This is a genomic window from Vibrio sp. NFR, assembly GCF_027587095.1.
Lineage (GTDB): Bacteria > Pseudomonadota > Gammaproteobacteria > Enterobacterales > Vibrionaceae > Vibrio > Vibrio harveyi.
The window spans coordinates 23,842-50,353 of sequence record NZ_JAPPTN010000014.1 but is presented as its reverse complement, the minus strand read 5'-3'; the positions used below and the strand labels follow the sequence as shown (position 1 = coordinate 50,353).

Sequence of the window (26,512 nt, the reverse complement as noted above, 5' to 3'; positions counted from 1 at the left end):
CATGAACCCCTGAAAAACAATATTTAATCCGCATCAGTTGATGTCGGACGATTTCGTTTGTGTTTTAAACATGAGACGACTTGTCTGAACAGCGAATAATCTGGTGTTCGGGTCCCTTTCTGTTCTTTAATTAACAGAGTTATCCACATATGTCATTCTGTGGATAAGTTGGTTGATAAAGTGTTCTCAGCTTCAATTTGAAGGACTATAAAGAAAGATCTTTTCTTTGTGAGGGGACAATAAAAGTTTTCTGTAACTGCATAACTGCTTGTTTTATATAGTAAAACTTGCTTTTATTGCGGATCGGATGCGTTAAATTAGGATCATTAATTTGTGTTTTTTTGATCCTAGTCATTTCTTCAGGTTGTGTTTAACTTTTTTATCTTCCCCGAATTCCTTCGACTCTATAATTTTTTTCCACATTACAGAATTGAGAACAAGGTCATGAATTGATCGTGCAAAAAGAGTTTTCAATCTCTTGCATATGAGCTACGCATTATGCGTCTCTTGGAAGTCCTTTTTCTACGATTCTGATTAAACGCTTTTTCTTGGTCTCAATAGAATCCGATTCATTTGCTGGAAGTTGGTTGAATTGTTGTGCAAGAGCCCATTCAATGTGTTCATCGAGCAGTTCACTTTCACCGCGTCTTGCTTCTAGGGCATCAATTGTTCTCTGGCTGTATTCTGCATTGCCAAGTGCGACAGAAATATTACGTAGCCATTGCAGGTGTCCAATTCTACGAATTGCTGACCCTTCCATTTGTTTTAGGAAGGTTGCCTCATCCCAATTGAACATGGTAACGAGATCTGGGTCTTCAAAACTCTCGCGGCGATGAAAATCCTCTTGCTCAGTGATTTCTGCATATCGGTTCCAAGGGCAAACTAATTGGCAATCGTCGCATCCATAGATACGGTTTCCCATCGGTTTGCGGAACTCTTCTGGGATCACACCATCAAACTCAATCGTGAGATATGAGATACAGCGTCTCGCATCCACGACTTTTTCATCGACAATCGCTTGTGTCGGACAAGATGTGATGCAAGCTTTACATTTGTCACATTGATCAACGCTTGGTTCATCAACAGGCAAAGGTAAGTCGATAAGCAGCTCACCAAGGAAAAACCAAGAGCCGCAATCTTTATCCAAAATCAGAGAGTGTTTGCCAGTCCAGCCTAATCCGGCTTTTTGCGCCAATGGACGTTCAAGGATCGGGGCTGAGTCGACAAAAGGGCGATAGCCAAATTGTCCTACTTCTTGCTCAATAAGTTTGCCAAGTTTATTAAGCTGTTTTCTCACCAATTTGTGATAGTCACGCCCGAGCGCGTAACGGCTGATATAAGCGTGGTTTTTGTTTGCCAGATTGGAAGCAAACTTTGCTTCTGGTGGCAAGTAATCCATACGTACGCTAATCACTCGCACGGTTCCCGGCAAAAGTTCATTTGGTCTGGCGCGCATCATGCCGTGACGAGCCATCCAGTCCATTGAACCGTGGTAGCCTTGATCAAGCCATTTTTGCAGAGCCGCTTCATGTTCACTAAGATCAACATCGCAGATACCGACTTTCTGAAAGCCGAGCTCTTTACCCCAAATTTTGATTTGTTGAGCGAGTTGTTCGAAGTTCATGTTTTATCACCGAGATAAAGGGGGGCGGATCTTACCGGATCTTATGAATTGGTGCTACCAGAAAGTCTAGACATAAAGCCGGGAAATAGATTTTGAAACAAAGTCATCAAAAGTTGACGCAGGCATGAGCAATTTTGTTTATGCATTCAATAGAATCAGGTAATTAGGTTTTGCCTTATTGGCTACTTTTTTCGCACATATGACATTTGAAAGCTTGTCTCTCAAAACCAACACAGTTTACTATTCCTGTTCTTTTGATTTTTATATAGTCAACGATCATTAGTTAGAGAAACATCAATGAGCACGAAACAATTTAACCTGAAAGATGAGCATGAAACGGTAGCACTAGGTACCGCGTTGGCTCAACTTTGTTCCCAACAAACCACTATTTATCTGCATGGCGATCTGGGTGCGGGTAAAACAACCTTTAGTCGTGGTTTTGTCCGTGCTCTTGGCCATCAAGGAAACGTAAAAAGCCCGACCTATACTTTGGTTGAACCTTATCAGCTGGATAAGTGGCAAGTTTACCACTTTGATCTATACCGACTGGCAGATCCTGAAGAGTTAGAATTCATGGGGATTCGCGATTACTTCACGGATGATGCGATTTGTTTGGTTGAATGGCCAGAAAAAGGGCAAGGAATGCTGCCACAACCGGATCTTGATGTGGATATTCGCTACCAAGGCGAGCAGCGCGTAGCCGAACTTACGGCAAATAATGAATATGGTGTGCAGTTACTCAGTCGATTGGAGCTATGTTGAGTCTTTCAAAATTTAGAGTAGTGGCGGCATTTGTCGCCACTTTTCTCCTTATCATCCCCAATTTAGCATTTGCTAACGTCGTTAAAAGTTTCCGAGTTTGGCCTTCACCAGATGAGACTCGTGTTGTCATCGACTTAAGCGCGGAAGCTGACTATTCCTATTTCTCTTTAACTGGACCGGATCGCTTGGTCGTGGATATTAAAAACACGTCTATGCAAGCTAAGTTGCCTGTTACGGTAACGGACAGTCCTGTGTTGAAGCGTGTTCGTAAAAGCTCTCCGCCAAACAAAAGCACATACCGTTTGGTTTTTGAGTTGAAGAAGAGCGTCAAAGCTGAACTGTTTACGCTAAAACCAACGCCAGGTGGTCAGTATGGTCATCGTTTGGTGATTGATTTGCCACATGGGGCGAAAACATCAGCGGCGGCGAGTAATACTTCTAAGCCGAGCAAACCGGCAAAACCAAGCAAAGACATGAGTACGGTCCAACGTGCACAAGAGATTCTGATCGTGATCGACCCAGGTCACGGTGGTGAAGATCCTGGTTCAATTGGTCCATCACGTCGAAAGTATGAAAAAGACGCGGTATTGAGCATCTCTCGTAAGCTTTCAGCCCAGCTAAATGCAGTACCTGGCATCAAAACTCGCATGACTCGCACTGGTGACTACTTCGTCAACTTGAATCGCCGTGTTGCGATTGCTCGTGAACATGACGCACACTTATTAATTTCGATTCACGCCGATGCGTTTACCTCTCCTAAACCTCGTGGTGGTTCGGTGTTCGTGTTAAATACTCGTCGTGCCAATACCGAAATTGCACGTTGGGTAGAGAATCACGAGAAACAATCTGAGCTACTTGGTGGCTCTGGAACGGCATTTGTGAGCAATTCAAATGACCGTAACGTCAACCAAACTTTGTTAGATCTTCAGTTCAGCCATTCGCAAAAAGAAGGTTATAAGTTAGCGACAAACATTTTAGGTGAGATGGGCAAAGTTGCTCGCCTGCATAACTCGAAACCAATCAATACCAGCTTGGCAGTTTTGCGTTCTCCGCAGATTCCTTCTGTTTTGGTTGAAACGGGCTTTATCTCGAACCCAACGGAAGAGAAGTTACTATTCCAACGCTCTCACCAAGATAAGCTAGCGCGTGCGATTACTAAAGCTGTCGTACAGTACTTGAAAGATAATCCACCAGAAGGCACGGTGTTCTCGTCTTCTGCGAAACCTGTTGTGCATACCGTGAAGCGTGGTGAATCGCTTTCTGTGATTGCACAGAAATATGGCTCGTCGACCAAAGCGATCATGAGTGCGAACAAACTCAAATCAAGCGGTTTAGCAGTCGGTCAGAAGCTGAAAATCCCGGGTACAGGTGCCGTTTCAGTATCCATCCCGAATAAACCTAACACGGTAGAAACTGAGACAATTACGCACACTGTTAAATCTGGCGAGTTCCTCGGTAAGATCGCAAGTCACTACAAAGTGAGGATTGCTGATATCCGCCGTGAAAATAATTTGAAATCAGATACGCTTTGGGTCGGTCAGAAGTTGAAGATCACCGTTGCGGTGAAAGACAAACCAATTCGCAAACACAAGGTTGCTCGTGGAGAATACCTAGGCAAGATTGCGTCGAAATATGGTGTCAGTGTCTCTAGCATTCGCAAAGCGAACAACTTGCGCTCTGATGAGCTTGCCGTCGGGCAGGTACTGATTATTCCAAACAAGTAAGTGAACTGATAACTCATCATGACCATTAAGATTTTGCCAGCACGATTGGCAAACCAAATCGCAGCAGGGGAGGTAGTTGAAAGACCTGCCTCTGTCGTGAAAGAACTGGTAGAAAACAGTCTCGACTCTGGTGCAACCCGTATCGATATTGATATCGAGAAAGGTGGCGCTAAGCTAATTCGTGTGCGCGATAACGGCAAAGGGATTGTGAAAGATGAGTTAGGTTTGGCGCTAAGTCGCCATGCTACGTCTAAGATCCATACATTGGACGATCTCGAAGCCATCATGAGTTTGGGGTTCCGCGGTGAGGCGTTAGCGAGTATTAGCTCGGTGTCGCGCTTGACCATGACTTCTCGTCCAGCCGCACAGGAACAAGCGTGGAGTGCCTATTCTGAAGGGCGTGACATGAAGGTCAAACTCCAACCGACGGCGCATCCAATTGGTACCTCAGTTGAAGTCTTAGACCTGTTCTTTAATACGCCTGCGCGCCGTAAATTCCTCCGCACGGAAAAAACCGAATTTGCTCACATCGACGAGCTGCTAAAGCGTATTGCGTTAAGTCGCTTTGATGTCACTATCAATGTTCGCCACAACGGTAAAATGATTCGCCAATACCGCGCGGCAAAAAATCAGCTTCAAACAGAAAAACGCATTGCTGCGGTATGTGGTAATGCTTTTGTGCGTAATATGCTGCGCATCGAACTGGAACATCAAGGGCTCAAGCTTCATGGTTGGATTACAACGCCAGAAGGGGCTAGGCAGCAAAGTGATCTACAATATTGCTACGTGAATGGCCGCATGATGCGAGACAAATTGATCAATCACGCGATTCGTCAAAGTTACGAAACCAGCCTCAAACCTGATCAATTCGCGGCGTATGTATTGTTTATTGAGCTCGATCCGCACCAAGTGGATGTTAACGTGCACCCTGCAAAGCATGAAGTGCGTTTCCATCAAGCACGTCTGGTGCATGATTTCATCTATCAAGCGTTGGCAGATGCCCTTGCGCAAAGTTCAGTGATTGATAAGCCACATGTGAATGAATCTGCATTCCACCACGCAGATCCTATTGAGGCAGCAGAGTCACTTGAGGCAATGACGTCTCTCCCTGAACCAGAAAGTTCGCCAGAGGCAACTAGCACTCCAGAACTAACTGGTGCTCCAGAACATATCGCTTCCCCAGTGCCAGAACGCGTGTATCAAGCGATTGATAATACCCCAGCCTATCCGGGGCGCTCAGACTACGAAACGAAACCTCGCGATCGTATGCCAAGCGATTCCTCTGTGCGGGAAGCGCGCGTAGCGGACTCGTTCAAGAGAACAGATTGGATTGAATCAAAACCTGCGCCTAAACCGAGTGCACACAAAGAACAGCGTCATGCTGAGCCAGCACCAAGCAAACAAGAGGTGCGTGCGTATCATGAATTGCTACAGACACCTGATTTTGAACCTCGAAGCGAAACCAGTGCGGCTGCGATCACTAATCAAGCAGAGACAGCTTTAACCCCAGTGATGGCGCTGAGCAAAGCTTTAGCTGTGGTCGATGAGCAGTACGTATTAATGAGCAGCGACAGTGGTGTGGCTTTGGTTGCACTACCAAGAGCTGAGTTCTATCGAACCAAGGGGCAACTCACACCAAGTGATGGTGCATTAAAAGCGCAACCACTACTGGTACCATTATCGGTGAAATTGGAACCGGAGTTGGTTCAACTTGCGCAGGATTACCAACAAGATTTTGCTCAGTTAGGCATTCAGCTAAAAGCTCGAAATGATAAAGCCTTGATGGTCATGGGCGTACCTTCACCATTGCGTCAACAAAACTTACAAAATTTGATACCAGATCTGTTATCTTACGCGCAAACTCGCGTGACGAGGGAAGTGGCAACGGCTCAGTTATTATCTGAGCTGATAGATTGGCTTGCTTTGCAGGTCACCACAGTTAAGAGCCACTATACTCTTTCCGAAGCCATCCAAATTATTGCGGAACTTGAACAGCTAAGACATGGTCAATTGCCATTAGAAGACACGAAATTTGTGTCTGCTGTTGATTTCTCTGCCACGATTGCCAAATTAAGACCATGACAGACAAACTACCTTTGGCGCTATTTTTAATGGGGCCAACTGCATCAGGTAAAACAGAGTTAGCGATTCGTCTTCGCCAGAAATATCCGGTTGAGATCATCAGCGTGGATTCGGCGTTGATCTACAAAGACATGAACATTGGTACGGCGAAACCTGATGAGCGCGAGCTGAGTCTAGCGCCGCATCGTCTCATCGATATTCTTGACCCGAGCGAATCGTACTCTGCGGCGGACTTCCGTCGTGATGCACTACAAGCAATGGATGACATTGTTGCAGAAGGAAAAATTCCGCTCTTAGTTGGCGGTACAATGCTGTATTACAAAGCGTTACTTGAAGGCTTATCACCTCTTCCTGCTGCAAATCCTGAAATTCGTCAGCAAATTGAGCAAGAGGCATTGACTAAAGGTTGGTCGGTGTTGCACGATGAGCTGAAAGAGATTGATCCTGTATCAGCTGCGAGAATTCATCCAAACGATCCTCAACGTTTATCGAGAGCGTTGGAAGTCTTCCGTATTTCAGGTAAAACTCTTACTGAGTTGACTCAAACTAAAGGCGACAGCTTGCCTTACCGAGTCAAACAGTTTGCAATAGCTCCCAAGGACAGGGCAGAACTTCACCGTCGAATTGAACTGCGTTTCGATAAGATGATGGAAGCGGGTTTTGAAGAGGAAATGAAAGCGTTGTATGCGCGCAAGGATCTTCACCCTGATCTTCCTTCTATCCGTTGCGTTGGCTACAGACAGATGTGGGAGTACTTAGATGGGGACTGCACACGCGACGAAGCCGTTTTTCGTGGCATTTGTGCAACTCGTCAATTGGCCAAGCGTCAAATCACCTGGTTACGCAGCTGGAATGATTTAACTTGGTTGGATAGCGATAACATTGAACAGGCACTTGAAACCATGTCAGAAGCAATAGCATCTGATTGAGATAGCTGTGTATAATGTGATCGTTTTTGCGTGAACGCACTCTCAAAGGATCTGTTATTGGCGGTTTTTATACTATGCTGCTAATTACTTAGGGTGCATTTTTGATTCGTTTAGCTCAGATGCAAAAAGCAGTACCTTTTGCATTGCACCACTAGCTAAATAATTACAACTACAAATTAAATAAGGAAAATAAAATGGCTAAGGGGCAATCTCTACAAGACCCATTCCTAAATGCGCTACGTCGTGAGCGTATCCCGGTATCTATCTACCTTGTGAACGGTATCAAACTGCAAGGTCAGATCGAATCTTTCGATCAATTCGTGATCCTATTGAAGAACACTGTTAACCAAATGGTGTACAAGCACGCAATCTCTACAGTTGTGCCGGCTCGTCCAGTTAGCCACCACAGCGGTGATCGTGCTCAAGGTGATCGTCCACAAGAGAAATCTGAAGATTAATTCTTCATTTAGTATTTTTACAATAAGGAGTTGATTGCTTGTTTGACCGTTATGAATCCGGTGAGCGAGCCGTACTTGTTCATATCAACTTCACGCAAGAAGGTGAATGGGAAGATCTAGCTGAATTCGAAATGCTGGTTTCTTCCGCTGGGGTAGAGACGCTACAAGTTGTGACTGGTAGTCGTCAATCCCCACACCCGAAATACTATGTCGGAGAGGGTAAGGCACAAGAAATTGCTACTGCGGTGCAATTAACTGGTGCTGAAATTGTGATTTTTAATCACTCCCTCTCTCCTGCCCAAGAACGTAACCTCGAAGCACTGTGCAAATGTCGAGTTCTCGACCGCACCGGTCTCATCCTCGATATCTTTGCTCAACGAGCACGAACACACGAAGGTAAGCTACAAGTTGAGCTAGCCCAACTTCGCCATATTTCTACTCGTTTGATTCGCGGTTGGACGCACCTTGAAAGGCAGAAAGGCGGTATCGGTCTACGTGGTCCAGGTGAAACCCAGTTAGAAACCGACCGTCGTTTATTGCGTGACAGAATCAAAGCTATCTTGCGTCGACTTGAAAAAGTGGCCAAGCAGCGTGAACAAGGACGCCGTGCCCGAAACCGAGCTGAAATACCAACCATTTCTCTCGTGGGCTACACCAACGCGGGTAAGTCGACACTCTTCAACCGTATTACAGAAGCTGGCGTTTACGCGGCAGATCAACTGTTTGCTACTCTTGACCCAACTTTACGTAAGATAGAGTTAGCAGATGTAGGACCTGCAATACTTGCAGATACTGTTGGTTTTATCCGACACCTGCCTCACGATTTGGTTGCTGCCTTCAAAGCAACCTTGCAGGAAACGCAAGAAGCTGACATTTTGTTACATGTTGTTGATGCCAGTGACGAGCGTTTTCGTGAGAATATTCAAGCTGTTCATGAAGTCTTAGAAGAGATCGATGCACATGAAGTGCCGACGCTCGTAGTAATGAACAAGATTGACAATCTAGAAGAGCAGAAACCACGTATAGAACGAGATGAGGAAGGCGTGCCTCGCGCGGTCTGGGTTTCTGCAATGGATGGATTAGGCATTGATCTTCTGTTTGACGCGCTGACCGAGCGTTTAGCGTCGCAAATGGTTGAGCATCAGTTGCGAATTCCTCCACAGTATCAAGGACGATTCCGTAGTACATTCTTCCAAATGAAGTGTATTCAACGTGAGGAATATGACCAGGAAGGTAACTTGTTGATCGATATTCGAATGCAACAGGTAGATTGGTCTAGACTTGAAAAAAGAGAAGGGGCAGTTTTAGTCGACTTTATAGTCACTTAAAGGACTGCTACAGTATAACGTCATATCAAATGATGGAGCTTTCTAATGGCGTGGAATGAGCCTGGAAATAACAACGGCAACAATGGCCGCGATAATGACCCTTGGGGTAATAATAATCGTGGTGGCCAGCGTCCTGGTGGCCGAGATCAAGGTCCGCCAGATTTAGATGAAGTGTTCAGCAAACTGAGTCAAAAGCTGGGTGGCAAGTTTGGTAAAAAAGGCGGCGGTGGTTCTTCTATCGGCGGTGGCGGTGGCGCAATTGGCTTCGGCGTAATTGCGGTTATTGCGATTGCGGTGTGGTTCTTCGCTGGTTTTTACACCATCGGTGAAGCAGAACGTGGTGTTGTGCTGCGTTTAGGTAAATACGACCGTATCGTAGACCCAGGACTGAACTGGCGTCCTCGTTTTATCGACGAATACGAAGCGGTTAACGTGCAAGCGATTCGTTCGCTACGTGCATCTGGTTTAATGCTGACAAAAGATGAAAACGTAGTAACAGTAGCAATGGACGTTCAATACCGTGTTGCTGACCCATACAAATATCTATACCGCGTAACCAATGCAGACGACAGCTTGCGTCAAGCAACAGATTCGGCGCTACGTGCGGTAATTGGTGACTCACTGATGGATAGCATCCTAACAAGTGGTCGTCAGCAAATCCGTCAAACGACACAAGAAACGCTAAATCAAATCATCGATAGCTACGATATGGGTATCGTGATTGTTGATGTGAACTTCCAGTCTGCGCGTCCGCCAGAGCAAGTTAAAGATGCGTTTGATGATGCAATCGCAGCGCGTGAGGATGAAGAGCGTTTCATCCGTGAAGCAGAAGCTTACAAGAACGAAATCTTGCCGAAAGCAACAGGTCGTGCAGAGCGTTTGAAGAAAGAAGCGCAAGGTTACAACGAGCGTGTAACCAACGAAGCTCTTGGTCAAGTAGCTCAGTTTGAAAAACTACTGCCTGAATACCAAGCGGCACCTGGTGTAACTCGTGACCGTCTGTACCTAGACGCGATGGAAGAGGTTTACTCAAGCACATCGAAAGTGTTGATTGACTCTGAATCTAGCGGCAACCTTCTTTACCTTCCAATCGATAAACTGGCTGGTCAAGATGGTCAAACAGACACTAAACGTAAATCGAAATCGACTTCAACGTACGATCACATCCAATTGGAATCTGAGCGTTCGCAAGAAGACACTTCGAACACGCAGTCTCGTTCAACTGGTACACGTCAAGGGAGATACTAAGAATGCGTAAGTTAATGATCCCTGTACTGGTCATCGCACTGGCATTGATGCTGATGTCACTGTTTGTGATTCCTGAAGGCGACCGCGGTATTGTGGTTCGATTTGGTCGTGTCTTGAAAGACAATAACGACATTACTCGTATTTACGAGCCGGGTCTGCATTTCAAAATGCCTTTGTTTGACCGCGTGAAAACACTAGATGCGCGTATCCAAACAATGGATGGTCGTGCTGACCGTTTTGTAACGTCTGAGAAAAAAGACGTAATCATCGATACCTACGTGAAGTGGCGTATTGAGGATTTCGGTCGTTACTACCTAGCAACTGGCGGTGGTAACACGCTGACTGCTGAAGCGCTTCTTGAGCGTAAAGTAACAGACGTTCTACGTGCAGAAATCGGTTCTCGTGAAATCAAGCAAATCGTATCTGGTCCACGTAATAACGACGTACTTCCAGAAGACGCAAGCAGTGATGAAGTGAGCACTGAGGCGGCTCGTGAAGCATTAGAAATCGATGGCGAACGTGACCTAATCATGTCTGAAGTGTTGAAAGACACGCGTGACAGCGCAATGAAAGACTTGGGTGTTCGTATCGTCGACTTCCGTATGAAGAAGATCAACCTACCAGATGAGATCAGTGAATCTATCTACCGTCGTATGCGCGCAGAGCGTGAGTCGGTAGCTCGTAAACACCGTTCTCAAGGTCGTGAGAAAGCAGAAGTAATCCGCGCACAAGCTGAGCTTGAAGTAGCGACGATTCTTGCTGAAGCAGACAAAACAGCTCGTGTAACACGAGGTGAAGCGGATGCAGAAGCAGCGAAGATCTACGCAGATGCGTACAACAAAGATCCTGAGTTCTTCAGCTTCCTACGTTCTCTAAAGGCTTACGAGAAATCGTTCAGCTCTAAGAGTGACATCCTTGTTCTGGATCCGAAGAGTGAATTCTTCCAATACATGAACAACGCGAAAGGCGCAGAAGCGAAATAACCTAAGCGTTACCGCAAATTGAAAAGGCTCCGTTATGGAGCCTTTTTTGTATCTTTTGTTTCTAACGGTATCTGCTAGACAAATTCAAGATAGAGTCAGAAGCGTGATTAACTCATCATGATAGCGATGACAGCCCCTGCTACCACTAAGCAACCACCAATGCGGCGTAATTGGTTATCTGGCTGCTCACTCAACTGAGCCACCATGTTGCGCCAGCCATTTGGGGCGACCAATGGTCCAATACCTTCAACAATCAATACTAGCCCTATCGCTAGCCAAATAGACTCAGACATCATGATTCCTAGTTGAATTCTGAAAAGTAAATATTATCAGCGATGTAGTGATTTCGAAATGAGCAGGGGTGGCGAGTTTGCATTCTAGTATCAACTCTGTGAACAAAAAATGACTGCAAGAAGAGTGATTCGGTGCTAGAATCCATTTTTAACTAGCAATCAGACTTGGAAAGATGGGAAATAACGTAGTCGTTCTAGGCACCCAATGGGGTGACGAAGGTAAAGGTAAAATCGTAGACCTTTTAACTGAAGATGCAAAATACGTGGTACGCTACCAAGGCGGTCACAACGCAGGTCACACACTTGTAATTGACGGTGAAAAAACCGTTCTTCACTTAATTCCATCAGGTATCCTTCGCGATAACGTAAAATGCGTTATCGGTAACGGTGTTGTACTATCGCCTGAAGCTCTAATTAAAGAAATGAAACCTCTTGAAGAGCGCGGCATTCCAGTACGCGAACGTCTTTTCATTTCTGAAGCATGTCCTCTAATTCTTCCTTACCACGTTGCAATGGACCAAGCTCGCGAAATCGCTCGCGGTAAAAAAGCTATCGGTACAACGGGTCGTGGTATCGGTCCAGCATACGAAGATAAAGTTGCTCGTCGCGGTCTACGCGTTGGCGACCTATTCGATATGGCTACTTTTGCAGAGAAACTAAAAGAAGTAATGGAATTCCATAACTTCCAACTAGTTAACTTCTATAAAGCTGAGCCAGTAAGCTACGAAGAAGTACTTGAGCAAGCGAAAGGCTACGCTGAACTACTAACTTCAATGGTTATCGACGTAACTGACGAACTAGACGCAGCACGTAAGCGCGGCGACAAGATCATGTTCGAAGGTGCACAAGGTACTCTACTTGATATCGACCACGGTACTTACCCGTACGTAACTTCTTCTAACACGACTGCTGGTGGTGTTGCTGCAGGTTCTGGTTTCGGTCCTCGTCACATCGGTTACATCCTTGGTATCGCGAAAGCTTACTGTACTCGCGTTGGTGCAGGTCCATTCCCGACTGAGCTATACGACGGTCTAGACAAGCAAGATCCAGTAGGTAAACACCTAGGTGAAGTTGGTCACGAGTTCGGTGCGACAACAGGTCGTTTACGCCGTACTGGTTGGTTCGATGCTGTTGCTATGCGTCGTGCAATCCAAATCAACTCTGTATCTGGTTTCTGTCTAACTAAACTAGACGTACTAGATGGTCTAGAAGAGCTAAAAATCTGTACTGGTTACAAGATGGAAGATGGCTCTACGCTAGAAGTTTCTCCGATGGCTGCTGAAGCATTCGAAAAAGCAACGCCTATCTACGAAACAATGCCAGGTTGGTCTGAGAACACATTCGGTGCGAAATCAATCGAAGAGCTACCACAAGCTGCTCTAGATTACATCAAGCGTATCGAAGAGCTAACTGGCGTGCCAGTAGACATCATCTCTACAGGTCCTGACCGTAACGAAACTATCATTAAGGTTCACCCATTCGAAGCTTAATCGATACTCGTTAGAGATTATAAAAACCGGCTTTTATAGCCGGTTTTTTTGTATCTGTGAGTTGGGTTCACTGCCGAAAAATGCGACTCGCCGTGGCAAATATTTGCCGTTAAGCTTAAGTAGGAGGCAAAAATTGCCTAAAGCTTAACTGACCTTTGCCGATAAGGTTATCAAGCAGAGGAGATCCTTGGCTGATCTTTGGTTTCTTAGATACCTTAAAGAGTACATTTATGAAGTTACGAACAGTGGCTGCTTCACTGTTATTGATGCTGAGTGCGACATCGGCTTGGGCAGATGTTGCCGATGTAGGGGCGCCTGTCCCCATCTACACCGAAGCAGAGCTTATTAAGCTTATTGAGCAGAATAAGCACTTAGAACGCGTGCGCGCTGATAACTGCCAGCTAGTGGAAGATATCGTGGCACGTGCGACGCGCATTAACTTGCCGTCTTATGAATTCCTTTATGGCGATATGTTGGCGTGGGGCGTATGTGTAGAGCAAGACGTAGAGCTCGGTCTGTACTACATGGAAAACGCAGCCCACCAAGGCTTGCCAGCTGCACTAGAGCAGCTAGGTCGCTATTACTCTCGCGGTACTTTAGTCCAACAAGATAAAGAACGTGCAATCCCATACCTGCGAGAAGCGGCGGCAATGGGCAACTTAAATGCGCGTATTCATCTTGCTGAGCTATTGCTGCGTGATTACGGTAGCCCTTTGGATTACGAAGATGCCTACCGTTGGCTTTATAATTCGGTGACTGCCGATCAAAGAAAGCACAAACGTATTGCGATGCTGAGAAACGGTCTTGAGCAACGCATGCCACAAAACATTATTGCGCGCGCTAAGCGCCGCGACACCTTCTGGTAGGTGTACTTTTAAAACACCAGTAACTTCATAAAGCTCTGCCAATACATACAACAAAGCCCACATCATGTGGGCTTTGTTGTTTTTCCCGAAGCGTAATTGCAGGCGATTAAACGACTTTGTGTGGACCAAAGCACTCGTAATGGAACTGCTCTTGCGCTACGCCAAGCTCAAGTAATTGTTTCGCGACGTGCTGCATAAAGCCAACAGGACCACAGAAGTAGACTTGTACGTTGTCTTGCTTAAGGGCTGCTTCAATTTCAGTTAAGTTGACGAAACCGGTGAAGTGGAAGTCTTCACCAATCTTGTCTTCTGCTGTTGGTTGGTTGTACCAAACCAACGAGTTCATGTTCTCTTTAGCATTTACGAGCTGGTTTACGTGCTGTTTGAATGCGTGTTGTTGACCGTTTTCTGTAGCATGTACCCATGTGACTGGTGCTTGGTGCTCAGAAAGGCTCTCAAGCATTGATAGAGTCGGAGTTAGACCAACGCCCGCTGATACCAAAACAACCGGTGTAGCCGCGTCCACATCCATAAAGAAATCACCCGCAGGTGCCGCAAGTTGCACCTTATCGCCGATGCTCAACTCATCGTGAAGGAAGTTCGATACTTTACCGCCTTCTTCACGTTTTACCGAGATACGGTAAGTGTTCTCTTGAACCGCAGAGGATAGGCTGTATTGGCGAATCTCTTGGTTTTCGAACTTATCACTGTTGATGTAGATACCTAGGTATTGACCAGGTTTGTACTCAGAAACCACTTCACCATCGGTTGGTTTGAAAACAAAGCTACAGATGTTTTCGCTCTCAAGCTGCTTGCCCACCAACTCAAATTCACGCAGGCCACGCCAGCCACCTTGCAGTGCTGCATTCTCTTGGTAGATTTGCTCTTCACGCTGAATAAATACATTGGCCAGCACGCCATAAGCTTCTGCCCATGCATCAATCACTTCCTGACCCGGAGAGAACAACTCGTCGATCGTCGCAAGTAGATGTGTACCAACGATTTGGTACTGATCTTTGGTGATCATAAAACTGGTGTGTTTATGGGCGATTTTTTCTACTGCACCAAGCAGTGCTGGTAGGTTATCGATGTTGGTTGCGTAAGCGCAGATTGCATTAAATAGAGCTTCACGTTGGTCACCATTACGCTGATTACTCATGTTGAAAATGTCTTTCAACTCAGGGTTATGGGTGAACATACGATCGTAAAAGTGTGCCGTTAACTTCGGACCGGTTTCAGCAAGAAGTGGTGCGGTTGCTTTCACGATATCAATGGTTTGGTTGCTGAGCATAATGGCTTCCTATTTAAAGTTGTATTTGTAATGCATGTTTAAAGTTGTATCTCAAATGTATCTTTCGATCAAGAAAAGAATTACAATTTTGCTACTAAAGAGGATAGCAACATGCAGTTAACTAGCTTTACCGATTATGCGCTCAGAACCTTGATTTACTTGGCTTCATTGCCAAAAGATGAGCTGACAAATATTACCGAAGTGACTGATTTATTTGGTGTATCACGTAACCATATGGTGAAAGTGATTAACCGTCTTGGTCAGCTTGGTTATGTGCATACGGTGCGCGGTAAAAATGGTGGTATTCGTTTGATGAAAGCGCCGCAAGAAATCACTGTCGGTGGTGTGGTGCGTGATTTAGAACCATTAGATTTGGTGAATTGTTCTGTGGAATTTTGCCATATCACGCCGGCATGTCGTCTAAAAGAAAAGCTAGCGAAAGCGAAAATGGCGTTTTTGGCTGAATTAGATGGCTGCACGATTGAAGAGCTATTAAGTGATAATTCTGAACTGCTGATCTTACTTACCCGTCCTTAGCCTTCTTAACGTTCTATAAATCTTCTCACTGACACTCTTTTTTAAAGCAATTTCTGTAGCTTATCGAGAGACTCGGATATACTAGCTCTATACCTTCCTTGCTAGATAGGCGTGCCTATGTCAGACAATATTCCAAACGATCCTTTCGCAGATCGTGAATCCAAAAATTACGAAAATCCAATCCCAAGCCGAGAGTTCATTCTTGAGTTTCTAGAAGAAGCGGGCGTACCGATGAATCGCAATGATTTGTTTGAAGCGCTAAAACTTGAAGGTGAAGAGCATTACGAAGGTTTACGCCGTCGACTGCGCGCAATGGAGCGTGATGGTCAGCTCGTATTTACGCGCCGTCAGTGTTACGCGTTGCCAGAAAAACTTGAGATGGTGAAAGGTTACGTAATTGGTCACAAAGATGGTCATGGTTGGGTTCGTCCAGAAGGCAGTGTCGGCAAGGATAATGATATTGTACTGCCGCATCACCAGATGAAGCACATCATCCACGGTGACTACGTGTTGGTGCAACCAACTGACAATAGCAAGCGTGGTCGTCGTGAAGGTCGTCTTGTTCGTGTTTTAGAAGAGCGTAACACGCAGATCGTGGGGCGTTTCTTCCTTGAATACGGCTACTCATACGTTGTGCCAGATGACTCTCGCATCAGCCAAGATATTCTGATCCCAAATGAGCACAAAGCAGGTGCTCGTATGGGTAACGTGGTCGTTATTGAGATTACTGATCGCGGCTCTCGCTCACGTGGCATGATGGGTAAAGTGGTTGAAGTTCTTGGTGAGAACATGGCGCCGGGCATGGAAACGCAAATAGCAATCCGTACCCACCAAATTCCACACGATTGGCCAGCAGCCGTCGATAAACAGATCGAAAATCTGGGCGAAGAAGTTCCAGAAGAAGCAAAAGAAGGTCGTGTCGATCTACGTGACTTGCCGCTAGTAACCATTGATGGCGAAGACGCTCGTGACTTTGATGATGCGGTTTACTGTGAGAAGAAAAAGAGTGGCGGTTGGCGCCTATGGGTCGCAATTGCTGACGTAAGTTACTACGTGCGTACAGACTCTGCGCTGGACAAAGAAGCCATCAACCGTGGTAACTCGGTATACTTCCCATCGCAAGTTGTGCCAATGCTACCTGAAGTGCTATCAAACGGTTTGTGTTCACTTAACCCTCAGGTTGATCGCTTGTGTATGGTATGTGAGATGACCATCTCTGACACCGGTAAGCTATCAGGCTATAAACACTACGAAGCTGTGATGAACTCGCATGCGCGTCTGACTTACAACAAAGTGGGTGCGATTCTAGAAGGGGATGAAGAGCTGCGCATGCGTTATCACGCTGTCGTTCCTCACCTTGAAGAGCTGCACGCGATGTACAAAGTACTTAAAGAAGCGCGTGATAACCGTGGTGCGATTGAATTCGAAACCGTTGAAGCTAAATTTATCTTCAATGCGGATCGTAAGATTGAAAGCATCGAGCCGGTAATTCGTAACGACGCACATAAGATCATCGAAGAATGTATGATCCTAGCGAACATCGCTTCAGCGTCTTACGTTGAGAAAGCAAAAGAGCCAGCGTTATACCGTGTTCACGAATCTCCGGGTGAACTGCGCCTGCAGGGGTTCCGTGATTTCCTCAGTGAGCTAGGTCTGGATCTGAAAGGTGGTTTAGAGCCATCACCAACCGATTATGCAGATTTGGTAAAACAAATTGCAGAACGTCAGGACAAAGAACTGATTCAAACCATGTTACTGCGCTCAATGAAGCAAGCGGTATACAACGCAGACAATGCCGGTCACTTTGGTCTAGCGCTGAAACGTTACGCGCACTTCACGTCGCCAATTCGTCGTTACCCTGACCTGTTGCTGCACCGCGCAATCAAGTACCTGATTGCTAAAGAAGAAGGTCGCAACCAAGATCGTTGGACACCAACTGGCGGTTACCATTACTCGTTTGACGACATGGACTTCTACGGTGAGCAATGTTCGATGACAGAGCGCCGTGCAGACGACGCAACTCGTGAAGTGGCAGATTGGTTGAAGTGTGAATACATGCAAGACCATGTTGGCGACGAGCTGGATGGTGTTATTGCCAATGTAACCAGCTTTGGTTTCTTTGTTCGTCTGACGGAACTGCATATCGATGGTTTGGTGCATATTTCAACGCTAGCGAACGACTACTACCAATTTGATCCTATTGGTCAAAGACTTATCGGCGAAAGCTTCGGTAACATCTATCGCCTAGGCGATGCGGTAAAAGTGAAAGTGCTTGCGGTTAACTTAAATGACAAGCAAATTGACTTTGAATTAATCGAAACAAGCCGTAAGCTACGCGGCAAAGGTAAGACTGCGAAGAAACGCGCAGCGGATGCCAAACGCAAAGCGAAAGAGAAAAAACGTGCGGCAACGAAAGGCGGCACTCGTGCAATACCTGCGATTGAACCAACCAAGCGACCAGAATCTGCTGAAGCAGAAAAACCTCGCAAAAATGGAGCAAAACGCAGTGACACTGAAGGTGCTAAAAAGCCGAAGAAAGCACGCAAGAAAAAGCCACACAGTAAGCCGAGAAAGACTAAGCGTACTAAGAGCGACGCTGAGTAGGCTGAATCGCCAATCTAGTCTGGATTTAAAGGGGTAGATTGGCGCAGGCAATACGACCAGAACAACAGGTTAAACAATGAGTAACGAATTTATCTACGGCATTCACGCAGTGAAGGCGGTATTGGAGCGCGAACCAGAGCGTTTTATCGAAGCATTTGTACTAAAAGGTCGTCAAGACGATCGCCTAATGCCAATTTTAAATGACCTTCAGGTATGTGGTGTTTCGATTCAGCAAATGACGCGTAAAACCTTGGATGACAAAGCGCGTGGCGCAAACCACCAAGGCATCATCGCTCGCGTGAAGCCAGCGAAACAGCTGAACGAAAACGACATCGATGGCATCCTCGCGCAGCATGAGTCACCGCTACTATTGGTGTTGGATGGCGTGACGGATCCGCATAACCTAGGTGCTTGTCTACGTAATGCCGACGCAGCTGGCGTAGCAGCGATCATCGTACCGAAAGATCGCTCTGCACCGATGAACGCAACTGTAAGCAAAGTAGCTTGTGGTGCAGCAGAAGTCGTGCCATTGATCCGAGTGACCAACTTGGCTCGTACTATGCGTACACTGCAAGAGCAAGGCATCTGGTTTGTTGGTACGGCGGGCGAAGCGACGCACGATATTTACCAAGCAAAACTAACGGGTCCTCTTGCTATCGTAATGGGTGCAGAAGGTGACGGCATGCGTCGTCTGACTCGCGAAACCTGTGATGATTTGATTAAGATCCCAATGGCAGGTAGCGTTTCAAGCTTGAACGTATCTGTGGCATCTGGCATTTGTTTGTTTGAAGCGGTTCGTCAGCGTATTGCTGCAAAGTAATTGCTAAATAAATTTCTAATAAACAAATAGTTACTACAAAGTCAGACACAATGATAAAAACAAAGGATGGGGTGCCATCCTTTGTCGTTTTCACCGATTTATAAATAAAAATCTTCAGGGAAGTTATGACTCAACAAGACATTAAATTCATTGCCTTTGACCTAGACGGTACTTTGCTTGATAGCGTGCCGGATCTAGCGGTTGCGGCAGACCAAGCCGTTCAAGCTCTTGGTTTTCCTTCTGTTTCAGAAGAGCAGGTTCGTGACTATGTTGGTAACGGCGCAGACGTGCTGATTGGACGCTCACTAAGCCAAAGCCTGACCATCAACCCAGAGTTGAGTGAAGAGCTTCGTGCAAAAGCGCGTGTACTGTTTGATGACTACTATGATCAAAGCGGTCACAAATTAAGCCACCTTTACCCGACGGTAAAAGAGACACTGGAAGAGTTACACAAAGCCGGCTTTGTTATGGCATTGGTAACCAACAAGCCTTCGAAGTTTGTGCCTGATGTTTTAGAAAAGCACGACATCGCAAAATACTTTGTTGATGTTCTTGGCGGTGATGCATTTCCAGAGAAAAAACCAAACCCAGTAGCACTGAACTGGCTGATGGAAAAACACCAAATCCAACCAAGTGAAATGTTGATGGTCGGTGACTCGAAGAACGACATTCTCGCGGCAAAGAATGCAGGCTGTGCCTCATTTGGTCTGACTTATGGTTACAACCACGGTGAGTCTATCTCTGCATCAAATCCAGATTTTGTCGCTGACAGTTTGGCAGAATTATTGGACGTTGTAGCGGTTTCTGCATAACGGCTACAAAAGAGCTTCCAAAATACTCGTTAATGAGTACACTGAGTAAACCGTGCACCTATTACTGCACGGTTTTTTTCATTTAATTAGATTAAGAAGTCAAAGGAATCATTCTAATGAGCAAACCCATTGTATTGAGTGGTGTTCAACCTTCAGGTGAACTAAGTATCGGTAACTACTTGGGTGCTCTACGTCAATGGCAGCAGATGCAAGACGATTATGATTGCCAATACTGTGTGGTAGACCTTCACGCGATTACGGTTCGTCAGGACCCTAAAGCGCTGCATGAAGCGACTCTAGACGCACTGGCGATCTGTCTGGCAGTTGGTGTTGACCCGAAGAAGAGCACGCTATTTGTTCAGTCACACGTACCAGAGCATGCTCAACTTGGTTGGCTTCTTAACTGTTACACCCAAATGGGTGAACTGGGTCGTATGACGCAGTTTAAAGACAAATCTGCACGTTACTCAAACGACAACTCAAGCCAGTTTGGTGATGTAAACGTTGGTCTGTTTGACTACCCAGTACTGATGGCGGCAGACATCCTGCTGTACGGCGCACACCAAGTGCCTGTAGGTAGCGACCAGAAGCAACACCTAGAGCTAGCGCGTGATATTGCTAACCGCTTTAACAACATCTACTCACCAGAGCAGCCAATCTTCCAAGTGCCAGAGCCTTACATTCCGACGGTAAATGCGCGTGTAATGAGCCTTCAAGACGCAACCAAGAAGATGTCTAAATCTGATGACAACCGTAAGAACGTTATCACGCTACTGGAAGAGCCAAAGTCGATCATTAAGAAGATCAACAAAGCGCAAACCGACACAGAAACACCACCGCGTATCGCTCACGACTGGGACAACAAGGCAGGTATCTCTAACCTAATGGGTCTGTACTCTGCGGCAACAGGCATGAGCTTTGAAGAGATTGAAGCGAAATACCAAGGTGTTGAAATGTACGGTCCATTCAAGAAAGACGTTGGTGAGGCTCTGGTTACTATGCTTGAGCCAATTCAGGCTGAATATCACCGCATTCGTGCTGACCGCGCTTACATGAACGAAGTAATGAAGCAAGGCGCTGAGAAAGCATCGGCACGTGCGGCTGAAACGTTGAAGAAAGCGTACGAAGCTGTAGGTTTTGTCGCTCGCCCATAGGTAAAATTCGAATACAAAAAAGCTCCACCATTGGTGGAGCTTTTTTTATGCTTATTTTCTGGAAGAGGCTTCTTCCTCGCAACGTGCCATATTGTAGTACTCGGCACGTCCTCGTGGTCCTGCAAACCATGCTTTTATCACAAAACCGCGTTCCGTGAAGTAACGCAGATCCTCGCATGCGATTTGATAGCTTGATTCGGTAATCGAAACTGGATCCCAAGCGTAACGCGAGAATCGCGGCAACTGAGCGGTGAAAGTAATCATCCCCTCATCACTTACATCAAAGTGTTCATACTGGTTAAGCTCGGCTTTAGCGTTCTCAATTAAGTGTTGGGTTGTGTTCGGCTTTAATGGTTGGCTTGTCTTGAGTTCGTCTGGGATGGCTTGGCATCCAGCAAGAAATACCGAGCAAGCGAGAGTTAGCGCAACTGGTTGAAATCGTCTCATTTTCAGTCCTGTTTTTAATATGAGTTTTTATGGATATCCTGCTGCGTTGTTATAACCCCTGATTATCAAATTGACTAGGTGTTAGTGTCGAAAATAATGATTAATTTATAAAATCAACCATTAAAAGGAGAATGATTCGCAATAAAATGAAGAAAATGAACCGCTAAATTAGCAAGTGTTGATGTTTTTTGCTCGGAAAATGACCTAAGTAATATACGAAACAGCCTTGTTAAAACCATTATTAATATTTTGCTTAACATTATGGGAAATATAAAACTGGGTAATTGATCTAATTTTACATATTTAAAGTTATTGTTAATTCTGTTAACAACAAAATCTGTTGAATGTATAAAACACCTCATAATAATAACTAAATATTTGTGAAACATTTCTCAATTAGCATGCCTTTTACTTTTCTTTTTGCATAAAAAAGAGAGATTTATCTAGTTAATAAATGAATCAAGTTGAACTGTGATCTTCCTCGCAAGGAATAGGTCAGGAGACTTTTCGCGCTCAAAACTTACCGATTAAACACTCAATAGTATTGGTTAAATAAACGCCAGAGCCCAGTTTGACATATAGAACGAAATTCCATTTGAAATTAAATACAACAAGGAAATAGGCATGCTGAAAAGAAATGCAGTGGCTATAGCGATCTCTTCGCTATTTATGGCGACAGCGGTCAATGCTGCGACCATATATGAAGATGACAACGGAGACTTTCTAAAACTGTATGGCGAAGTGGGTGTTGGCGGACATGTTGGCGCAAACTACGAATACGGTGAATTTTACACTGATGAAAAAAGCTACATCGATGACTCTTTCGCTACGTTAGGCGTCAAAGGTAAGCGAGACAAAATGCACTACCGTCTAGAGCTAGATTATGAACGTGAGAACTGGAAGTACGGTTCTGGCGATCTAGTTCTAACCATCGATAAATTATTTGTTGGCTACGATGTGTGGGAAAACCAGTACATTGAAGCCGGCCTGACGGATACAGCATTTGATGATTACGATAAGTGGGGTGACTTCACTTTTGATACAACTGTAGAAACTGGTGAAGCTGGTGACCAAGACGTAACAATCAAATACGAAGGTCGTTACTTTGATGATGTAAAAGTCGGTGCTTCATACACTTACGGTGGTAAGTCTTCATCTGGTTCTGAGCTGGGTGACATTGTGAACGGCTACATTGGCTACTTTGGCGATAGCTTCTCAGCTGTTGTTGGTTTAGAAGGTCGCGGTGGTTCTGATGGTAAGTCGAAGTACGGTGAACAACGTTTGGTTGGTTTTGGTATGCGTTACGCAGTTAACGACACCATTCACTTAGGCTTCAACGCGTTCTACGAAGAAGAAGATATTGCTCGCAAAGAAACGGTTGTCGATAACACCGATAAAGAGAACAAGCAAAGCATCTTCAATGATTACCAGACCCAAGAAAACCAAGGTGCTTTGGTTTCTGCGAAATACATTTTCACCAAGCAGTGGGAGCTAGTGGGCTCTTACAACTACGAAGAATATGAAGCGTGGGATCCAAGCAGTGATGTTTGGGATGGTAAGCGATACAGCTGGGGTACAAGCCGCACATGGGGCACGCTAGGCGTGAACTACAAACCAACCAGCTCAAGCATTATTGCGCTTGAAATGAACGCTGGTGATGCTGCTCAAGACGCTTACGCTTATGCGCGCGTTTACTTCTAACCCACGATAGAGAGATTTCCCATGAATAAAAAAATGACCCTACTCGCGGGTGCGATTAGTAGTGTACTAAGTGGCGCAGCATTTGCGGATATTAACGACATCATTATTTCTGAGTATGTTGAAGGCTCGGCATCAAATAAAGCCGTCGAAATTACCAACATAGGCTCTGCAGCACATACCTTTGACGGTACACTGTCGCTGTACTACTCGTCTTACAAAAACCAGATTAAAGATAAAGATGGTAACAACGTACTGAAAGGTAAGGACGGTAGAACTTTACAACCTGGTAAGAGCATCGTTGTTATTAATGGTGACGCGGGTGCTGAAATGCGAGCGTTCATTGAACGTTTGGGCGGTAAGGACGTGACAGTTGTTGCTGGTACTTACGATGAAGTAAAACACTCAGCAATGAACTTCAACGGTGATGACGCAGTGTGGTTGGGTACAAGCTCAGCGGAAGCGGACATTAAGGATATCTTTGGTACTTACGGTTACAAGGGCGATAAGCTTTGGGATGACCGAACCATGCGCCGTAAAGCAGGTTCAACACAAGCGACGACATATGATGAATCTCAGTGGGACAAGTTTGCAAAAGACGACTTCGGTGGTCTTGGTGATCCTACTGCAGTAAATAACGATCCAATTACACCACCAGAAAACACGCCATGTGCTGATGCTGCAGGCAGCCTTTCTTACAAAACCATTGGTGAAGTGCAAGGTGAAGGTTATTCATCGCCTCTGATTGAGTCTGGTTACGAGTCGGCAGATGAGTACTTAGTGACAGGTGTTGTGAGTGCGGTAACTACGAATCTAGTGAAGGGTTTCTTCCTTTACGACAATAATGCTGATGGTAATGTTAAGACATCAGACGGTGTGTTCGTTCAGACGAAAGGCGAGCTGTCTCAAGACATGGTTGGTCAACAAATCTGTGTTCGTGCCAAAGTAAAAGAGAACTATGGTGTAACAACACTGATTCCAACGAATGACATTTGGGAAGTAGAAAACGCTTCTCAGGTACCACCAACGCCAGTTGATATGGTTCGTATCGATAGCGATGATGAAAACTTCCGTTCGACACTGGAACGTCTAGAAGGCATGCCTGTTCGATTGGTGAAAGATATGGATGCAACTGAAGATGGCGAGCAGAACATGCGTGTTTCTCGTTCGTTCAGCTTTGATTTTGGTAGCTTCCGTAACAACATGGTATTGGCATACAAGCGTCCAAACCCACAGCCAAACCAAGATCATGTAGCAGGCAGCGCAGAATCTCTGGCACAAAAAGCAGAAAACAATGACTTCCGTGTTTATGTTGATACCGATGCTAAAGCACCAAATGGTCAAATTCCTTACTACCCAGATTTCTTTGCTGATCCAAAGAAAAACTACATCCGCATCAACGACTCTGTCGTTGGTTTAGAAGGTGTTCTGCATTACTCGTACAACGAGTTCCGTTTGATCCCAACGAATACGGTTGATAGCAAAGCGTTCATCCACAATACCGATCGAACTAAAGCGCCTTCGATCAAGGAAACAAACGATGCGTACTCTGCGGCTGATTCATTCAACATTCGTATCGCAACACAAAACGTACTGAACTACTTCAACTCACCATATGGCGGTTCTGATAACAGCTTTGGTGACAACCGTGGTGCTGAATCACAGCTGGACTTTGATCGTCAACAAGCCAAGATTGTAGAAGCAATTTACGGTCTAGATGCGGATATCGTTGGTTTGATGGAAATCGAGAACAATGGTTTCGGTGACTTTGGTGCAATCAATGAATTGCTTGCCGCAATCAATGCGAAGTACGACGATGAAGATTACGGTGACCGTAATAAGTCAAACTCTATCCACAACCGTTACGTGTTCGTTGGTTTTGATAAAAACGGCGACACCATTCTGGATGACCAAGATACGGTCGGCTCTGATGCGATTACTACAGGTATTATTTACCGCCCATCAAAAGTCTCTGTGATCTCTGGTCAAGTTATCCCGATGCCAAGTCAACATGCACCAATGATCGTCGATGAAAACGGTGCTCCAATCACAGACAGCAAAGGTGAAATCCGTGAGAGCGGTGATAACTACCAACGTAATACGGTAGCGGCTACTTTCCAAGTCTTGAACACAGGTAAGCGTCTAACGGTTTCGGTAAACCACTTGAAATCTAAAGGTTCGACTTGTTACGAAGATTGGAAAGGTTGGGAAACATGGGAAAAATTCGATCCTTCAAAAGATAATGTGAAGAGCGATGATGACTTCCAGGGTTCTTGTGAGAACTTCCGTGTTGCTGCGGCTTACCACCTAGGTGAAGAGATGGCGAAGATCGAAGGTGACAAAGTAGTTCTTGGTGACATGAACTCTTACGCACACGAAGATCCAATGCTGGTTCTAACGTCTAACCCAACAGGTAAAACTCTGACTGCAGCGGGTTACACCTTCATTGGTAAACTGCCTCAATTTGGTCCAGAAGGCAAAGTCATTACTAAGACTTACGGCTACATCAACGCGGTTGATCGAATGATGCCTGCAGGCGAAACGGCTTGGAGTTACTCATACAATGATGAAGTGGGCTCGTTGGATCACCTATTGATCTCTGGTTCACTAGATAAGCGCTTAATTGATGCTGTTGATTGGCACATCAATGCGCCAGAGTCGTCACTGTACGATTACAACAGCAAGTACAAGGGCGGTGATACGAATGAACCAAACCCATTCTACTCACAAGACCCATACCGTTCGTCTGACCACGATTCTGCTCTCGTTACACTAGGCTACAAGTACGGTGAGGCTGGTGAGCGACTTGTGACAATCGCAACGAAGAGCGGTCGCGCAGATATCGGTTACGCAGTTCCAGCGACGGCTCAAAAGGGTGATGTAGCAACCTTGTCTATTTCTCCTGTTCCGGCTGATGCTCCAGCACTACCAAAAGTGACACTGGATAAAGATGGTGCGCAAATGGTGATGTTTGATTCAGCAAAACTACCAGTTGGTAAGTATGAGCTGACGATGACTCTGAACAACGAAACTTCAGGTGTTGTTAACCAGAAAGTGACGGATGTGGAGTTTATTAAACGTGATTCAAGCAATGTGAAACCTGTTCACCCAGAAAAAGATGGTTCTGGTGGTTCATTTGGCTTTGGCGCGCTACTTGCGATGCTAGGTCTAGGCTTCCTACGCCGTCGTGGCTAAGCGAATTTATTTCCTGACAAACAGTTCCTAAATAGCTGTAAAGACCAAAGGCCAGCCTATGCTGGCCTTTTTATTCAGCAAAAACTTGCCTTTCTTGCTTGGTATAGCAAAATACCGCCCTTGATTGTCACGAACGTGGCGATTCACCACTTAAGCATTGCCAAAAC

Annotated in this window: 21 protein-coding genes; 17 read left to right on the top strand and 4 right to left on the bottom strand. The window is 45.5% G+C overall.

Annotation, left to right across the window (positions count from 1 at the left end; genetic code table 11):
* Positions 1 to 496 precede the first annotated feature (496 nt).
* On the bottom strand, positions 497 to 1,624 hold the full coding sequence (gene queG / locus OH463_RS21840) for a tRNA epoxyqueuosine(34) reductase QueG (protein ID WP_005451394.1): 1,128 nt from the start codon (positions 1,622 to 1,624) through the stop codon (positions 497 to 499).
* Positions 1,625 to 1,921: 297 nt separating this feature from the next.
* Between queG and tsaE the strand changes: the two genes are divergently transcribed.
* The 8 genes from tsaE (at position 1,922) to hflC (ending at position 11,138) form a co-directional block, all read left to right on the top strand.
* Positions 1,922 to 2,386, top strand: coding sequence for a tRNA (adenosine(37)-N6)-threonylcarbamoyltransferase complex ATPase subunit type 1 TsaE (gene tsaE / locus OH463_RS21835; protein WP_005438321.1), 465 nt, complete (start codon positions 1,922 to 1,924; stop codon positions 2,384 to 2,386).
* Positions 2,380 to 4,110, top strand: a complete 1,731-nt coding sequence (locus OH463_RS21830) for a LysM peptidoglycan-binding domain-containing protein (protein WP_050940799.1) — start codon at positions 2,380 to 2,382, stop codon at positions 4,108 to 4,110. The genes tsaE and OH463_RS21830 overlap by 7 nt, the downstream gene beginning before the upstream one ends.
* 18 nt (positions 4,111 to 4,128) lie before the next feature.
* Positions 4,129 to 6,192, top strand: a complete 2,064-nt coding sequence (mutL, locus tag OH463_RS21825; protein ID WP_269992629.1) for a DNA mismatch repair endonuclease MutL — start codon at positions 4,129 to 4,131, stop codon at positions 6,190 to 6,192.
* Positions 6,189 to 7,121, top strand: a complete 933-nt coding sequence (gene miaA, locus OH463_RS21820; RefSeq protein WP_005451402.1) for a tRNA (adenosine(37)-N6)-dimethylallyltransferase MiaA — start codon at positions 6,189 to 6,191, stop codon at positions 7,119 to 7,121. The genes mutL and miaA overlap by 4 nt, the downstream gene beginning before the upstream one ends.
* A gap of 194 nt (positions 7,122 to 7,315) precedes the next feature.
* Entirely contained in the window at positions 7,316 to 7,579 is a 264-nt protein-coding gene (hfq, locus tag OH463_RS21815; protein WP_005451405.1) for an RNA chaperone Hfq, read from the top strand.
* A 38-nt stretch (positions 7,580 to 7,617) separates the two neighbouring features.
* Positions 7,618 to 8,907 carry a ribosome rescue GTPase HflX gene (hflX, locus tag OH463_RS21810; RefSeq protein WP_005451407.1) on the top strand — a complete coding sequence of 430 codons (1,290 nt, stop codon included), beginning with the start codon at positions 7,618 to 7,620 and terminating at the stop codon, positions 8,905 to 8,907.
* Between the two features lie 45 nt (positions 8,908 to 8,952).
* Complete coding sequence (gene hflK, locus OH463_RS21805; protein ID WP_005451415.1) at positions 8,953 to 10,155, top strand: FtsH protease activity modulator HflK; 1,203 nt, start codon at positions 8,953 to 8,955, stop codon at positions 10,153 to 10,155.
* Between the two features lie 2 nt (positions 10,156 to 10,157).
* Positions 10,158 to 11,138 carry a protease modulator HflC gene (gene hflC / locus OH463_RS21800; RefSeq protein WP_005438334.1) on the top strand — a complete coding sequence of 327 codons (981 nt, stop codon included), beginning with the start codon at positions 10,158 to 10,160 and terminating at the stop codon, positions 11,136 to 11,138.
* Between the two features lie 107 nt (positions 11,139 to 11,245).
* Here the strand turns inward: hflC and OH463_RS21795 are convergent, their stop codons facing one another.
* The gene (locus OH463_RS21795; protein WP_005451416.1) at positions 11,246 to 11,431 is read right to left on the bottom strand and encodes a DUF2065 domain-containing protein; all 186 of its coding nucleotides are present in this window, start codon (positions 11,429 to 11,431) and stop codon (positions 11,246 to 11,248) included.
* Between the two features lie 173 nt (positions 11,432 to 11,604).
* On the opposite strand from OH463_RS21795, the gene OH463_RS21790 reads away from it, so the two are divergent.
* Entirely contained in the window at positions 11,605 to 12,921 is a 1,317-nt protein-coding gene (locus OH463_RS21790; RefSeq protein ID WP_005451418.1) for an adenylosuccinate synthase, read from the top strand.
* A gap of 230 nt (positions 12,922 to 13,151) precedes the next feature.
* Positions 13,152 to 13,787: a flagellar protein MotX gene (motX, locus tag OH463_RS21785; RefSeq protein WP_005451422.1), complete on the top strand. Its 636-nt coding sequence runs from the start codon at positions 13,152 to 13,154 to the stop codon at positions 13,785 to 13,787.
* A 106-nt stretch (positions 13,788 to 13,893) separates the two neighbouring features.
* Here motX and hmpA read toward each other — a convergent pair whose 3' ends face one another.
* The gene (hmpA, locus tag OH463_RS21780; protein WP_029789504.1) at positions 13,894 to 15,078 is read right to left on the bottom strand and encodes an NO-inducible flavohemoprotein; all 1,185 of its coding nucleotides are present in this window, start codon (positions 15,076 to 15,078) and stop codon (positions 13,894 to 13,896) included.
* Positions 15,079 to 15,189: 111 nt separating this feature from the next.
* On the opposite strand from hmpA, the gene nsrR reads away from it, so the two are divergent.
* The 5 genes from nsrR (at position 15,190) to trpS (ending at position 21,005) form a co-directional block, all read left to right on the top strand.
* Complete coding sequence (gene nsrR / locus OH463_RS21775; protein WP_005451426.1) at positions 15,190 to 15,615, top strand: nitric oxide-sensing transcriptional repressor NsrR; 426 nt, start codon at positions 15,190 to 15,192, stop codon at positions 15,613 to 15,615.
* A 117-nt stretch (positions 15,616 to 15,732) separates the two neighbouring features.
* Entirely contained in the window at positions 15,733 to 18,219 is a 2,487-nt protein-coding gene (gene rnr, locus OH463_RS21770; RefSeq protein WP_005451428.1) for a ribonuclease R, read from the top strand.
* 76 nt (positions 18,220 to 18,295) lie between these two features.
* Positions 18,296 to 19,039, top strand: a complete 744-nt coding sequence (gene rlmB / locus OH463_RS21765) for a 23S rRNA (guanosine(2251)-2'-O)-methyltransferase RlmB (RefSeq protein ID WP_005451431.1) — start codon at positions 18,296 to 18,298, stop codon at positions 19,037 to 19,039.
* Positions 19,040 to 19,164: 125 nt separating this feature from the next.
* Positions 19,165 to 19,851: a phosphoglycolate phosphatase gene (locus OH463_RS21760; protein ID WP_005438341.1), complete on the top strand. Its 687-nt coding sequence runs from the start codon at positions 19,165 to 19,167 to the stop codon at positions 19,849 to 19,851.
* 116 nt (positions 19,852 to 19,967) lie between these two features.
* The gene (gene trpS / locus OH463_RS21755; protein WP_009703488.1) at positions 19,968 to 21,005 is read left to right on the top strand and encodes a tryptophan--tRNA ligase; all 1,038 of its coding nucleotides are present in this window, start codon (positions 19,968 to 19,970) and stop codon (positions 21,003 to 21,005) included.
* A 51-nt stretch (positions 21,006 to 21,056) separates the two neighbouring features.
* Here trpS and OH463_RS21750 read toward each other — a convergent pair whose 3' ends face one another.
* Entirely contained in the window at positions 21,057 to 21,452 is a 396-nt protein-coding gene (locus OH463_RS21750) for a hypothetical protein (RefSeq protein ID WP_005451435.1), read from the bottom strand.
* Positions 21,453 to 22,076: 624 nt separating this feature from the next.
* Here OH463_RS21750 and OH463_RS21745 point away from each other — a divergent pair.
* Positions 22,077 to 23,153 carry a porin gene (locus OH463_RS21745; RefSeq protein WP_009699971.1) on the top strand — a complete coding sequence of 359 codons (1,077 nt, stop codon included), beginning with the start codon at positions 22,077 to 22,079 and terminating at the stop codon, positions 23,151 to 23,153.
* A gap of 21 nt (positions 23,154 to 23,174) precedes the next feature.
* Complete coding sequence (locus tag OH463_RS21740; RefSeq protein ID WP_269992624.1) at positions 23,175 to 26,345, top strand: ExeM/NucH family extracellular endonuclease; 3,171 nt, start codon at positions 23,175 to 23,177, stop codon at positions 26,343 to 26,345.
* Positions 26,346 to 26,512: the final 167 nt, after the last annotated feature.